The 15,313-nt window shown below is 42.8% G+C and carries 9 protein-coding genes; all 9 read right to left on the bottom strand.

Annotated elements, in window-relative coordinates; all coding sequences use genetic code 11:
* Positions 1 to 4: 4 nt before the first annotated feature.
* Entirely contained in the window at positions 5 to 1,426 is a 1,422-nt protein-coding gene (locus ABV001_RS05010; protein ID WP_352421792.1) for a Gfo/Idh/MocA family protein, read from the bottom strand.
* Positions 1,427 to 1,451: 25 nt separating this feature from the next.
* The gene (locus ABV001_RS05005; RefSeq protein ID WP_352421791.1) at positions 1,452 to 2,798 is read right to left on the bottom strand and encodes an enolase C-terminal domain-like protein; all 1,347 of its coding nucleotides are present in this window, start codon (positions 2,796 to 2,798) and stop codon (positions 1,452 to 1,454) included.
* A gap of 174 nt (positions 2,799 to 2,972) precedes the next feature.
* Positions 2,973 to 4,700: a RagB/SusD family nutrient uptake outer membrane protein gene (locus ABV001_RS05000; protein WP_352421790.1), complete on the bottom strand. Its 1,728-nt coding sequence runs from the start codon at positions 4,698 to 4,700 to the stop codon at positions 2,973 to 2,975.
* Positions 4,701 to 4,717: 17 nt separating this feature from the next.
* Positions 4,718 to 7,876 carry a SusC/RagA family TonB-linked outer membrane protein gene (locus tag ABV001_RS04995; RefSeq protein WP_352421789.1) on the bottom strand — a complete coding sequence of 1,053 codons (3,159 nt, stop codon included), beginning with the start codon at positions 7,874 to 7,876 and terminating at the stop codon, positions 4,718 to 4,720.
* A gap of 108 nt (positions 7,877 to 7,984) precedes the next feature.
* Positions 7,985 to 10,513, bottom strand: a complete 2,529-nt coding sequence (locus ABV001_RS04990) for an alpha/beta hydrolase family protein (protein ID WP_352421788.1) — start codon at positions 10,511 to 10,513, stop codon at positions 7,985 to 7,987.
* A 286-nt stretch (positions 10,514 to 10,799) separates the two neighbouring features.
* The gene (locus ABV001_RS04985; protein WP_352421787.1) at positions 10,800 to 11,990 is read right to left on the bottom strand and encodes a M20 metallopeptidase family protein; all 1,191 of its coding nucleotides are present in this window, start codon (positions 11,988 to 11,990) and stop codon (positions 10,800 to 10,802) included.
* Positions 11,987 to 13,048: a dihydrodipicolinate synthase family protein gene (locus ABV001_RS04980; protein ID WP_352421786.1), complete on the bottom strand. Its 1,062-nt coding sequence runs from the start codon at positions 13,046 to 13,048 to the stop codon at positions 11,987 to 11,989. The genes ABV001_RS04985 and ABV001_RS04980 overlap by 4 nt, the downstream gene beginning before the upstream one ends.
* 12 nt (positions 13,049 to 13,060) lie before the next feature.
* A complete protein-coding gene (locus tag ABV001_RS04975) occupies positions 13,061 to 14,083 on the bottom strand; it encodes an NAD-dependent epimerase/dehydratase family protein (RefSeq protein ID WP_352421785.1) in 1,023 nt (340 codons plus the stop codon).
* Between the two features lie 9 nt (positions 14,084 to 14,092).
* Complete coding sequence (locus tag ABV001_RS04970; protein ID WP_352421784.1) at positions 14,093 to 15,310, bottom strand: Nramp family divalent metal transporter; 1,218 nt, start codon at positions 15,308 to 15,310, stop codon at positions 14,093 to 14,095.
* Between the last annotated feature and the right edge of the window lie 3 nt (positions 15,311 to 15,313).

Below are 15,313 nucleotides of genomic sequence, written 5' to 3'. Positions count from 1 at the left end.
CATTTTACAGTTTCCAGGGTTTCCTGTACTCATAGGATAAATACCTGTTTGCAATATCGGAATTTGTAAATCTTTCATTAACTGCATCCCATTCAAGTCTTTCACGCGTCATCATGGCAATTGTCCCAAGATGTGCCATTGTAGTCGATCGATGACCTATTTCCAAGGTGGCCCAAGGCTCTTCACGTGATTTTACGCAATCAAGGAAATTCCGTATCAGACTATAAGCACTATTCTTATAACTTCCATCAATCAGGAGTGTATCATCTTTTTCCAGAGAATAGTTCTCCTGATTTATCATTGGTTTCCAGGTTTGGAACTGTCCTGCAGAGGCGGGAGTAATCTTGTAATCGTTTTCTCCAGTGTGCAATGTTCCCTTTGTTCCCCTAAACTCCAGGAATCCATGGGGGATAAAACTGCCGGAACTGGCTTCCAGAATACTCAGTGTAACCAATACCCCCGATTTGAATTCATAAGTTACATGCATTGTGTCGGGAATGGTCCGGTCGTCGTCGACAATATATTTACCACCGTGAGCACTGACGGCAATGGGGGCCTCCTCGTTGAGTAGCCAACGAAGAAGATCTAAATAATGTACTCCATTATTAGATATCTGGTTGGCATAATCTTCCCACCAACGAAACATATAAGGAGCAATATTATATTGGTATGACCTGTAAGCTCTTGGTCCCAACCACATGTCCCAATCGAAATCTTTAGGCGGAGTTTCAGGTTGTAATTTCCCGATACCATTTGGAAACATATTACTTACGTGGCATGCTGAGGCAAATGTGATTTTACCAATTTTTCCGGCAGGAATTTCCTTTGCCAATTTTTGGAACGTGGGTGCTCCCCGTCTATTTAAACCGACTGTTACAATTTGTCTGCTACTTTTCCCTACTTCGACCATCCTGCGTCCTTCAGCAATTGTTTTCGACAGGGGTTTTTCAACAAAAACGTCTTTTCCTGCATTGATAGCATCGATTGTTTGTAGCGCATGCCAGTGATCCGGGGTTGCAATACATACGGCATCAATACTCTTATCTTCTAACAATTGACGGTAATCCTTGAATTGTTTCACGCTAGTGGGGAAGTTTTCCTCCATTTTCGGGATTTGCCTGGGCATATCTTGTATGTAGCGAGGATTAACAGCCGAGTAATCCCTCGTTACATAGGGTTCGTACACGTCGCATAGGGCTGCCACCTCGCAGTCTGGTTGTTCCATGAACAAGTGCAGTAGTTGAGTCCCCCGGTTACCGACTCCGATAAACCCTACACGTACTTTATCGTTTGCCCCTATTACTCTCTTTTTTGTATCTACTATTGGAACAGCAGCTGATTTGTGGTCCATTCCAGAGATTGACAATCCCGCGGCAGCCATGGATGATTTTTTGAGAAAATCTCTGCGCGTTGTTTTTTCTTTCATAACTATTCTTTTTATGTGTGATTGCCTATTTATTGAACATAGCTTCATAATGTGGAAGGGGGTCAAAAATACCACCTCCGGTATTAAAATACGCTTCATTTGTATGATAAAATCCCTTTTTCACTCCTACCCATGAAGCATCGTTCCGAGGAAAGTGTTGTTGCATTCTATTCCAGTTTAGATAGTTTTGATGTCCATTGCTTTCTACCAACCCTAAATTTTCCAAGCCGGGGAATGATTTCAATCTTGCAGCTATATTCTTATTCCATTCCACCAGTACAGGGTTGACCGTCAGGTCGGCACAAAAACAGGGGATATCTCTGTCTGTAGCCGCTTTGGCTATTTTCATTGTCATACTGAGAGTTTTTGCAATGGGTTTAAGTGCTACTGCTTTATATCCCATTTGGATGCGCTCAATGGTATCTTTATCGGTGTGCGCGCTTTCATCCGCTGCCAAACGTATAGGAATATCCGAGACATTTATTTCCTTTTCTTCAGGAAAAGGCTCTTCAATCATCACAATTTGATCAAATGCACCTATCTCTCGGGCATAATCTAAAAATCTGTTGAACGTATCTTTTGTCTCGTACCGGCCATTGGCATCAAAATAATAGGGTAACTTCTCGTTTTTTGTGTATGGAGTACGAATATCTTTTAGGATATCGTGTATCTGCATGAGCCTGTTTTTGTCTTTTTCGAGCATCTCTTGTTGAGTTCCTGATTGTCCAATCTTTATTTTCATAAAGAAATATCCCATATCCACTTCTCTCTTTAATTCTTCAGAACTTACATTATAGGAGACCAGGGGGATTGCTGCCAGTTTCTCATGTCTTTCGGAGAACGTGGATTTAAAATCCTGTGGTATCAACTCGTCAAAATTGGTAATCTCATTTTCCTTGGCATAAAGGAGCCAGAGTGCATTATCTGCGGATACCAGGGCATTTAGTGCGAATGTTTTACGAAGGTTGAGGTTGGATGTTACCAATTTCCCATATTCATAGATTTCTTCAAAAAGTGGATCGATCAACTCCATAGGGGAATTGAACGAGATGTTATTCAGTAGCTGAAGTGCCCGCTCTGTCAAGGCATACATAAAGGTATTTCCTCCCACTTCAGAATTAGAAGAAAAAACCTTCTCATCCGACCATAAGACACTTTGTGTTCCCAGTCCAATAGCATGTTTGCCGTTCTCACTCTGCAGATAACTTACTGTTTGCCATAACTCTGATAAATATCCACCTTTAAAACCGAAAGGGCTGAGAAGAGGTTCCCTTTCGAATTGAGAATTGACATGAGTAATTCTAATATTTCCCTCTAAAGATTTAAGAGAACCTATACATGAATGCTGACTGGTGTCCGTGTTCTTATTCATCCTTTGTACGCAGCCTGAGTTAAAAAATGAGATTCCTCCTAATGTGCCAATACTGTTTATTATAAATTGTCTTCGAGATGCCATTGTAGAATAAATCGACAAAAGTGATATTGTTTTTTTGAATTAGTTAGTAAAGTTGGAGGAAGAATTCCCCCAACTTTACTGATAGGATGCTTAATCAATTCCTTCCCACCCCGGATTCTGGGTTAAGTTCGAATTCAACACCAATTCCGAAATAGGAATTGAATTAAGATAATCTCGTCCTAAAATAAAACCATAGCCATTTGGTATCGCATTTCGAAAAGGATCCAAAAATCCATTTTCGTCAACAGGAAATGGGTTAGTTACTAACTGTGATGTTTTGAATCCTTTAGGTCTTTTTCCTACAATTAATTCGTCAGCAGCAGCCCAACGGGCAATATCATCCCATCGATATCCTTCACATGCCAGTTCTACTCGTCTTTCTCTCCTGATCTCGTTAATGAGAGGCGAAAGTATCGGGAAATCCCAGTCTGGATCGGTCACAATATTGTCCACTTTCAGATCAGGCATTCCCACCCTTCTTCTCAGTTTATTGATGCTTATGTCAAGATCCTGTTGAATGATAGTGCCAAGTTCTGCTTTTGCCTCCGCAAAATTTAAAAGAGCTTCCGCATATCGGTAGATGATACCCGGTGATTCTTCGTATTGCTGCACATGGTAGTTCATATCAGGATTGTAACCTTTGATATTGATATATCCACCTGGTGAATTATGGGCTGCGTTAGTATTCAAATTGTCATATACCTGCTTCCAATACTCAATCGTTCCATCCTTTTGAATTCTCCAGATTCTGTCGTGCGTCGCGATATTTTGGAAAAAACGAGGATCCCTGTTCTTCATCTCATCTTTAAGGGATTCGTGACCCTCAAACAACGGACTTACACTGATTGGCAGTCCATCATGGCAGAGATAAGAGTCGGCGAGTTGTTTTGTGATTGAATTATTATTCGGAAACTCCATGCGATGATTTCGATCATTTGTAAAATTTGTATCACCCCTTGAAAGTTCATTGTTATATTCCCTCCAAAACATTATTTCCGGATTATTGGAATAATCCTGTAAAGCAAATAGGTCATAATAATCGTTTAAGGGATCTCCTGTGGTATAAATATCATAAGGTCCTGATTCAATAAGTTCGAGAGCTGCATCAGCTGCTTTCTGGAGGTATTTATTGGGATTAGCACCCTGTACACCAAAAGGGGTTTCCGCATGATATTTTTGCCAGGTTCCCTCATATAGCGCAATTCTGCTCTGGATTAACAATGCCATCCATTTGTTTACACGTCCTTGCCCTTTGGTTTTGTCAGTTATGAGGTACATCGCCGCCGAATCCAGCGCTAGGATAATATTTGTAGCCACGATATCACGTGAATCCCTCGGATTATATAGTTCAGGTGAATCAGTATTCAGTGCATGGGCGATCCATTGTATGTCCCCATACTGCTGGAGCATTGTATAGTATGATAATGCTCTGAAGAAATAAGCTTCTCCCAAGTATTGCTGGTAATCTTTTAGCTCATAATTCTCCTCCACTCTTTTATATTGATCAAAGAAATAATTGACACGCCTAATCCAACCGAAACCAATACTCCCGCTGGTGGCCACCACCCTTGTTCCCTGCAGACGTGTGTCTACATTGGTGCCTACCTGGTTGTCGCTGTTAAAATCACCCCCATGATTGGGATACTTTGCAAAGTATGTGGTGCTGTAAAAGCTGTTCATATAAGTTCTCAAATCACTTGGAGTGGTGAAGTAACTCACTTCCCCGATCGCATCCAAAGGATACCGGTCCAAAAAATCATTACAGGATGTTGAGCCAATAATCAACAATAAGATGAAATATAAATATTTTCTTTTCATAATATCACATATTTAAATTAAAATGTTAGATTAACTCCTATGGAAAGGATCCTTGAGACAGGGTAAATACGTCCTACCTGATAGCCATCATTTGCGGGGTCTGATGCAATCGTTGTTTCTGGATCGAAATTGTCAGGGAGTTTGGTGAGAGTCAGGAGATTTTCTGCTGATAGATAAACTCTGGACCTCTGTAATAATATTTTTTCAGAAATATGAGAAGGAAGTGTATACCCGATTTGTAAATTTTTCAATCGCAGATAGGCCGCATTCAGGAGATATCTTGTCTGTACCTGTCTGTTTTTATTAGTTTCCGCTGAAAAATAGGGCTTGGCGAAATAGGCATCCGTATTGGGACCCAGTATGTTGGTCTCGTTCAACGGTCTCCAATAATCCATGGTCCTTGAATTTTTATAAAGCCCCGAGCCCCCGGTTCCTGTCGTCATACCCCAGAAAACCATCATGCCATTGGGTGGAAAATAATCCTGTTTTCCAACCCCTTGCCAGAACATGCTGAAATCAAAACCTTTCCAGTTGAATCCTCCGGATATGCTATAATTATAACGTGGAGTCGTATTTCCAATTCTCCTCAGATCCCCGTAATCATTCAGTGTTCTCGTGCCGTCATTGATTTTCCCGTCACCGTCTAAATCCTTATATTTGATATCTCCGGGGCCCCATTTTGCATAGAATTTGGACTGATCGGGCATTTCTTCCCCCTCGTTTTGTATGATGCCGTCCGTGGTGTAACCCCAGATTTCCCCCACCTTCTTGCCGGGGTACCAAGTGTCGATCAACTCTTTTTCATTGAAGTATTTCAGTATTTTTGCCTGGCTGTCCCCCAAACTCACCTTCACATCATAGGAGAAATCTGATGAGACGCGATCCCTCCATGAGAGGATAAGTTCGAAACCTTTGTTGGACAATTCAGCATTGTTCCTTTGGGGTGTCCCGACTCCCAGTTGATAGGGCAATTGCTCGGTGGGTCCCAGCATGTCGGTGGTCTTCCTGTTGTACAAATCGAATGTCAATTGTAACCGGTTCTTTAAGAAAACGGCGTCAATACCTATATTGGTAGTAGTTATGGTCTCCCATGTCAAATCACCGCTGATTAAACCCGGAGGGGCTGCGTATTGGGGTCTTTCCCCGTCGATAATCCAGTTCAACTCGTTGCTTACCCCGATCGTTGACAAGTATGAGTAGAGACCCACATTCTGGTTTCCCAGGGAACCATAGGACGCTCTTATTTTCAAATTGTTGATAAAAGGATATATGGGCTCCCAGAACTCTTCGTTGGAGATAAGATAACCCACGGAGGCGGAAGGAAAGAATCCCCACCTATTGTCCGGCGAGAATCGTGAGGAACCGTTATATCTGGCGCTTGCCTCTAAGAGGTATTTTTCCTTGTAGTTGTAATTGATACGCCCGAACACACCCTGGGTTGCCCAATGGTTCATCGCGTCAGAGACTGTTTTGCCTCCCAGAGCTGTTTTTAAGGAAGGCACCTCGTCGGTTATCAGCCCTGTTCCCGTAGCGGTGATTGACGTGTTTTTCCTTTCCTCTTGTTCATATCCCGCCAGACCCTTGAAATAGTGATTGCCCCATGTGGCTTCATATGATGAAACGACATTTATCAAGGAGTAATTGGCCTGCGAATAGCCTACTCCCCAGCTTGATTCCGGTTTTCCGACATTGCCAAACTGTCCGGTGCCTAGTTCTACCATGACCGGCTTCGGATGAGAAAATGACCGAGTGTTGATCGCGTTATAATTATAGGAAAAACTGGTGACCCAACCTTTGACGGGCTCCAAATCAGCCCCAAGATTCACGAAGAAATCGCCCGAATCCCATTTATCCCTTCCGGAATCCTGTTGCCATCTAACCAGTGGACTCTGTATCGTTCCGTTGATATTGTACATAGGCATCATCGGGGCAAAGGTGAGCATTTCGCCAATCATATGTTCTCTTCCCACGGTTGTTTGGCCCACGGGATAGTCTGACATGCCCTTGGCATATTTAACACCGGTTCTCACGTTCAACCAATCCGTTACCTGAGAGTTTAAATTGGAGAGGAAATTAAATCTCTTATAATTGTCGTACCCGTACCGGTAAATACCATTCTGGTCGACAAATCCGCCGGAGAGATAATAACTCGTCCTTTCGCTGCCACCCGATATGTTGACATGATGCTTCTGGTTGAATGAGTGATCGGCAAGTAACTTTTTAGGCCAGTTGTAATTGGCATTTCCATTTCTCCGGCCCGCCCAGATATTGTCTATGGGATTTTCAGGATCATATTCGTAAGGGAAGGTTCCGTCCATATATCCCTTTATCCGATTCATTTGCTCGTCAGAATAAACTGGCGTTAAACCTGCATTTGCGTTTGCCTGGTTATAAGCTGTTGCCCATGTCAATGCATCTACAAAGCTTGAGAAACGTATGGGAGAATTCATCCCCAGGTTATTGCTATATTCGATATTCACTCTCCCTTGCTTTCCTTTCTTAGTGGTAATTAGAACAACTCCAAAAGGAGCCCTTGAGCCGTAAATGGCAGAAGCGGAGGCGTCTTTCAACACGGAAATACTTTCTATGGATTCGGGATCAATGTTGTTGATGTTTACTTCCACCCCGTCTACCAGGATTAATGGGCTGGCATTTGCGTTAATTGAACCTAGTCCCCTGATGTTCCAGGAGGATGTGGCTCCTGGCTCTCCTCCGCGCATTCCCATTGTGATGTTCAAATTAGGAGAAGCCCCCTTGATCAGGTCACTCACCAACACACCCGACCTGTTTTGTATTTCATCTCCCGAAATCGCGTCCACGGATCCGGTCAGAGTCACTTTCCTTTGTGTGCCATACCCGACGACCACGACCTCGTCCAGTTCGCTGGAAGATTCCTCCATAGTAATCTCAAGAACCGTCTTGCCGGCAACCGAGACCTCCATGGTCTCATATCCTATATAGGTTAGCTTTAACACGGTGTTCCTGTTCGAAACGGTCAGATTGAACATGCCGTCGATATCGGTGACGGTCCCGTTTGAGGTTCCATCTTCCACGACATTCACACCTATTAACGGTTCGTCATTCATGTCTGAAACTTTTCCCCGAACACTGAAATCCTGGGAATAGGAGTTCAATGACACTAGCGATACAAGTATGAAAAAGGAGAACTTTCTCATGTACTCTCTTTTAGATAAAAAAACTCTGTCCATGTGATAAAGATTTAATAATGTGTAATTTTTCTCTATTTAATATGCCATCTTCTCGCCAATTGATTTCATAAGCTTTTATTCCGGCCAATCAAGATGTTCGCGTAAAAACGGGATGCTTTTTACTCCATTGATAATATGTCCCCCCTCATGTAGATCGATATCGGTGAGTTCACCTTTTTCCTGTTGATTATAATGCTCATGGATTTTGGCATATTCATGTTCTACCCATCCGGGAGGGGCTATGCCATCCTTCTTTCCGTGCTCCACCATGAATGGCCGGGGAAATATAAGCATGTTGGCCATCTCTGCGTCTTCAAGGGTATGCCCCCTATTCCACATGGGCATTTCGGAATCGACATGAAACACAAAACTTGTGGAAAAGTAGACCGACGATTTCTTTCGGGCGCTTTCATTGAAATAGGCGCAATTGATAGCCAATGTGTATTCGGGCAGCATGGATGCAATAAGCGATGATGCTTGTCCCCCGATGCTTTTTCCATAAATGGCAATCCTGTCGGGATCGATAAATGGCAATGTCCGGAACCACCGCATCAATTGCTGGTGTTGCCTGCCCACGGTTGACCAGATAGAATTCTTTCCGGGTTTAGCTATCCTGTCGATCCAGCGGAATCTGGTTTCTCCTGTCCAGTTTCCAAACGGAGTGAAAACTACGAATCCCATATCGGCCAATCTTCGCGCAATACCAGAATATGTACCATCTTCATTAAGAGAAGTATAGGGACTTCCTCCCCTTCCGTGCTGCATTACCACTGCCGGCCGTTTCTCATCCTGTTTTATGTCTTTAGGAATAAGGAGTATCCCCCACATCTCAATATCTGGAAGGACATCCAATGCCACTTCGTAACACACATACCCCAATTGATCTTCAATTTTCCTTGTCCGGGGATTGACAGGCATAAAATCCTGATGTGTCCATCCTACCATCTCTTCTTTAAAGAAAGTGCGTAGTTGCTCCTGATCCTTACTTTTCCAACTTTCTATAAACTCTTTTCTGACATATTCACTATCCCTAAGCAGGAGCTGTGTGTGGCCGACCATCTGTTCGACCATACGTCCCATTCGTGCAGAGAAATCGAAATTCGTACGAAGATCGGACGGAATTTTATCTGAAAGGGGAAGAGGAGATTCATTTCCCATCAGACCCACCAATGTATTTATCGCTTCTCGTGAACCGAAGGGTAAAGTTTGATCTGCTCCACTTTTTAATAGTACACGTTTTCCTATATTTCTTGTTAGCGAAGCAATGCGCTTGAACTCCGATTCCACTTCTTTGAAGGTATGGGTCCATAATTCTCCCGGAGGATCAATTTTAGTCCCGTTATTTTTTTCTCCTTCATAATGAGGAACCTGGCTGTATTCGACAACTAGTGTACGGGGAGCGATAAGGCTGGCTATTTCTGCGTCTCCAAACTCTTTCAATAATCCCCATACATTCCGGTAGATAGGTTCTTTCCATATTTCTTCTCTTGGTGCGAAGTATCCGCTTACCAGTGTTGCATCCACACGGGTGTCAAGTGCCGAGGTATAAAAAGCCAAAAGTCCTCCTTCTCCATAACCGGCCACACCAATTGGTTGATCCTGCTCTCTCTGCTGGTCGAACCAATCGATAAGTGCTTCCATCTTCTGTATTTCGTAGCCGGTGACAGTCCGTCCCATTTCATGTGTCTGGGCATAGATCCAGGATCGTGAAGACCTGTTAGTTCCCCGAGACCACCGGTTTGAGCGGTCAATAATAACAGGAACAACTACTGTATACCCATTCTCGACCAGGTGGCGGGCGAATTGCGAATGATAATCGACACCCTTCCTTATTCCGACAAGATCTTCAGGTTCCTGGTCTGCATCGGGGATTGCAACCACAAAACCTTTTGACCTGTCTTTGGGTTCCAGTAAGAGCCCTTCTCCAAATATCTGCCCCGGGACATCTAACTCCGGCCAGTCCTGTAAGGCAGAGCGGGGGATTATTTCCTTTAACACCGGCCAACAAACCTCAGTGACGATATATTTTCTGGTTTCAGCTACTTTATTCCCCTTTGTTAGGGATACCGGCTTCCGTTCATCTATCGCCCCCAAAATATTCCTGAGATTTCCGCGGTTTGATTCGACGGAAATGTTATAGGCCTCATCGGAAGAGAGGTCCCTGTTCCAATAACGTTCCCTTTGTGGTATGAGGTCTTTCAGTCTTTTCTCGTGGAATAACCGGACGCCGTCTATAATTTTTTTCCATTCCACCTCATCTTCCAGCAGGTGTGTAAAAGGCATATGGTTGGATGAATAATATTCAGCATTAAATATTTCGGATGTAGGAAGAATTCCGATGGTAAGATCATTTATCTTGTCTGAGACAAGGTATCTCAGTTGTTTAAAGTATTCTTTCCTGATGGTTAATATTATCTCCGGAGAGTAAGAATCTTTAACTAAGTATTGATTGGAATTGATCTCTTTGACTCCAATTTTTAGTGCTAAATTCCGAGGAATGATTAAAGTGAAAAAGCCATTCTTATCGGAAAATGTAGTTATTTCTGTCCCATTTAAAGTAACCTTTGCTCCATGGATAACTGTACCGTCTAATCCGTTTTGCACTTTACCGGTTATTTTAATCGAGGTATTTGTACAACTACAAATAATAAAAAATATACTAAAAAGATAAAAAGTGAATCTATGTGAGGTCATTCCCATTTATTATTTATGAAAATTGCAATTCTTTTATGTATTTTATTGTTATATTATTCATTGTATGCTTATTTTTTTCTTTATTTTTCGGGAAATTCTCCCTAAAATCTATAAAAAAAATAGTATTCGCTTGCAAAAATGGATAAATTAATAATATATAAAGGCTGAGTTTCCGCAGTTAAATTCTCAAAAAACGTTATCTTGTCATATTAAGGTATTGAAAGGATAAATAGCTCATCAGCCCTATACTTGTTTCTATACACTCTTCATTGATTTCCATGGTGGTTGTGTGTAGTGATGCATTTATCCTATTGGGATAACCTGTCCCCAGTAGATAAAAACAGGAACTGAAATTCTGGGCATAATAGGCAAAATCTTCTGAAGCCATCCAAATGTCAGTTTCAATTATATTCTCATCGCCCATGTATTCCCTCATGTAGGAATGGATTTTATCTGTGAGTACCTCACAGTTATGAAGGGATGGATAACCTCTTTTGATGTCGATATCGCATTCACAACCTAATCCATGGGCAATGGATTTTGCAACCCTTATAATTTTTTCATGCGCTTCGTCACGCCAGTGCTCATCCATGGTGCGAAAAGTTCCTTCTATGGAAACGGTATCGGGTATTATGTTGGTTGAACCGTTCGCCTCTATTTTTCCAAACGATAAGACCGTGGGAGTTTTCGGGTTATTATACCTGCTGACAATCTGCTGTAACGTGACAATCATTGTTGCTACGGCGACAACCGGGTCATTATTGTTATGGGGTTCGGCTCCATGGCCTCCTTTTCCTTCCACCTTTATCCTGATCTCATCCATGGAGGCCATGAACATACCTTTTCGAATTCCTACTTTCCCGCTTTCTATGGAAGGCATTGTATGTTGTCCGAGAATAGCATTGACTTTGGGATTCTGTAGAACCCCTTCCTGTAAAATTTTAATGGCTCCCCCCGGTAATATCTCCTCCGCCGGTTGAAAAATAAGTTTCACAGTCCCATTGATTTTCTTCCCCAGTCTTTTGAGTATATATGCCGCACCCAATAAAGAAGCAATATGCAGATCATGTCCGCAGGCGTGCATCACTCCTGGGTTGACCGACTTGAAGGCGAGACCCGTATTTTCGTGGATGGGGAGGGCATCCATATCGGCACGGAGGGCTATCGTATTGCCCGTTTTATGATTGCCCCTCAGTGTGGCTATTATTCCGGTGTCGGCAACCGGTATCCAGGGGATTCCCCATTCATCAAGCGATTTTTTTATAAATGCTGATGTGTTAAATTCCTTGAAAGAAAGTTCCGGATATTGATGCAGATATCTTCTTTTGGCAAGGATGTCCTCCTTGATCTCGGAAGCGATTGCTTTTATTTCATCTTTTAGTGTCATCTGTCGTTGGCAATAAATTCCTTCACATACTCGTCGTCCGTCCATTTTTCATATTGGGAGATAACCCTTCCGATCTCGTCTGCTTGTCCTTCCGATAATTTCTCTTTGGGGCTCAAGCACCATATTCCTTTCAATAATCCCTGTCTTCTCAGTACTTCATGAATTCCTGCAATGGAACCCTTGAAATTATTGGGCACATCAAAAATGGCGGCGTTCATATCGGTAACTTCAACGGCTACTTTCAGTATTTCCTCATAATTCAGGGTGTCACTTTGTAACCCATCCCTTATATGGCGAAATAGTCCGATCGATTTTTTTGTCCAGACGGCATAATGTCCCAGTAATCCGCCCACGAACTTTTTTTCAACCAACCGGTCTCCTGTATAGATCCTATAGGGAGTGATCAAATCCAGCACGATATTATCATCATTGCCGGTGTAAAGGGAAATCTCCTTGTTTCTTCTGGAATTACAGATTGCCCGTACTACCTCCAAAGTATGATACCTGTTGAAAGGGGCAGTCTTGATAGCGTAGACATTATCTATATCGCAGAATTCCTTCCAAAACGAATAGCTGAATATCCTTCCTCCCACAGAGGGTTGCAGGTAAAACCCGAACACCGGGATCACTTGTGCGACAGCTTTGGTACGCTCGATAAGCTCTTTTTCCGAAAAGGAACTTAATCCCCCCATGCTAAGTAACCCCAGGTCGTAACCGAGGTTTTTTGCAATACGGGCCTCCTTTACCGCTTGTGGAGTCGGCCCACAGATACCGGCCACTTTTATAAATGAGGTATCCGGATTTACTTTTTTGATTTCGTCAGCGGCAATTTCCAGTACTTTCTCATAATAATTATATTCCGGATCTCGGATCTCGAACTGGGTAGTATGGACGCCAATAGCTATCCCGTCGACACCGCAAGAGATATAATAGCGAGTCAACCTTCGTTGCGTCTCTTCATCAATAGTTAAATCTTCGTGCAGGGCGAGTGGATGTGCAGGTATGAATCCGCCTCCTCTTAATCGCTCTAAAACTTCTGGATTTATTGTAGCATTCATCTGGTTGTCAGTTTAAAATTTTCCTTCCCTTTCTTGGAAATGGGTGGGTTTTTCTTTTATCTTTCCTCCTTCGATAACCCAATGGCTGATCAGCTCGATCATTTGTTTCAAGCTGATATTGGGATATCCGAAAAGGTTGAAGCACTCGGCGGCATTGCTTAACAAAGCATTCGATTCTTCGATGCCGGTAAGTTTCGGTATTTTATTGAAAGTTTTTCCGAATTCTTGGGCAATCCATCTTACCGATATTGTTTCGGGACCTGTAACGTTCAAAATCTTGGCCGGCACGGCACAATGGAGAAGTGACCTGATGGCAATTTCATTGGCATCCCCCTGCCAGATTACGTTGACATTCCCCATCGCCAAATCGATTTCCCTATCCCCGTAGACAGACTTGGCGATCTCCAACAATACACCATAGGATACATCATTGGCATAATTTAATCTATATATCAGGATAGGGGTATCATTCTTTTGAGAAAAATATTGGAAAATTCTTTCCCTTCCCAGACAGGATTGGGCATATTCTCCTATGGGAGAAGCCGGCATCTCCTCTGGCATTCCTCCTGATGTGACAGGTGATAAAGGATAGATATTCCCCGAAGAGAATACCACGATATTGGATTGTTTGAATCTCTTAGCCACCATCCCCGGCAGGAATGTATTCATTGCCCAAGTATAGGGTTCATTCCCTGTAGTACCGAATTTATGGCCCGCCAGATATATCACGTTGGGAGTTTCAGGTAGCTTTTTTAGATCATCTTCATTCAGCAGGTCCGCATTGATGGTTGTAATGCCATGGTTGTTCAGATCGTTCCATACGTCAGGATCAGAAAACCTTGATGCGGCGATGACCCGTTTCCGGATTTTCGTTTCGTTGATGGCATCCTTGGCCAGTTTGGCCATGGCAGGCCCCATTTTACCACCTGCGCCCAGAATAAGGATATCACCCTCTATCTTAACGATGTCATTCAATAATCGAGGTGAGGGTTTCAAATATTCTTGTAATACGGTATTCTTATCAAATGTTTTCATACGATTATCTTATTTTAAAAATATATCTATAAAGTTAAACAGGGCCAGTACCATTACAATGCACAGTCCGATGAATCCCGATATTTTCAGGAAAGGTCTTATTTTATTTTCTTTCATGACTTTTTTATCGTTTGCGATTAGGAACATGGCAATTCCGATCACAGGGACTATAAAAATGGTAATACTCTGTGCAAAAACGATCAGTTCCAATGGCGCACTCCCAAAGAGAAGTGCAATAATGGCACCAAAAGCCATCACAAGAGCTATCAGCAATCTGGTTTTATGAGAATCGAAGCTGCTCCCAAATCCTAATGCGTCACTCATTAAAGTTCCTCCAATAGTGGCATTTCCGACTATCGAGGAGAATCCTGCGGCAAATAGCCCGATTAAAAATACGGCAGAAGCGGCTTCCCCGAAAGCGGGCCGCAGTGCCAGGGACATGTCTGTCGCTGTTTTCACCTCGATCCCTAAAGGTTGGAGAATCGCAGCCGCACAAATCATCAGGATTGCGCTCAACACTCCTAGGACAATTATTCCGGTCAGGCTACTGTTTTTAGATACTTTTTCGTCTGATTTTGTGTTTATTTTCTTTCTTTCCTGTACCAGGTAGGATGTATAAAAGGCTCCGACAATAGAAAAGCAGGAAGCCATGAAAGCGATGATCAGCCCCATGGATCCGGTTGGGACTTTCGGGATGATAAAACCGGAAATGATTTTACCGATACTGGGGCTTACCTCGAACAGGGTAATAAGGAATGCCAGCAACATCAAGCCTATCAGGAATATCATCACTTTTTCCAGCACTTTATAAAAGTTTCGGAAGAAGAGCAACGCTATGCCGACACAATTGAAGAATATTATCCAGATGTTGTTATTTGTATTGGTCAATTCCCCGATGGCTATGCCTACGCCTACCGAGTTACCGGTTTGAAATGAGGTACACACTAAAAAAATACCGATACCCACTACTGCCGCAAACTTTCTTCCCCACTTTTCACCTATTACTGTGAGTAGGGACTTATCTGTGGCCAAACCTATGCGTTCGGCAATAATAGTATATACAGCCATGAAAAAGATGGCGATAAGAATAATCCATAGTAAATCGTAACCGAAGTTTGCCCCTATTTTCGAGGTGATGGTCAGTTTGCTCGGACCGAATACCAGTGCGCCGATAATCAAGCCGGGGCCGATAGAGTGTATCCAATTGAAATATTTTTTCTTACTCATATA

This window comes from Proteiniphilum sp., from assembly GCF_040307845.1.
Lineage (GTDB): Bacteria > Bacteroidota > Bacteroidia > Bacteroidales > Dysgonomonadaceae > Proteiniphilum.
This window is presented reverse-complemented; position numbering and strand designations above follow the sequence as displayed.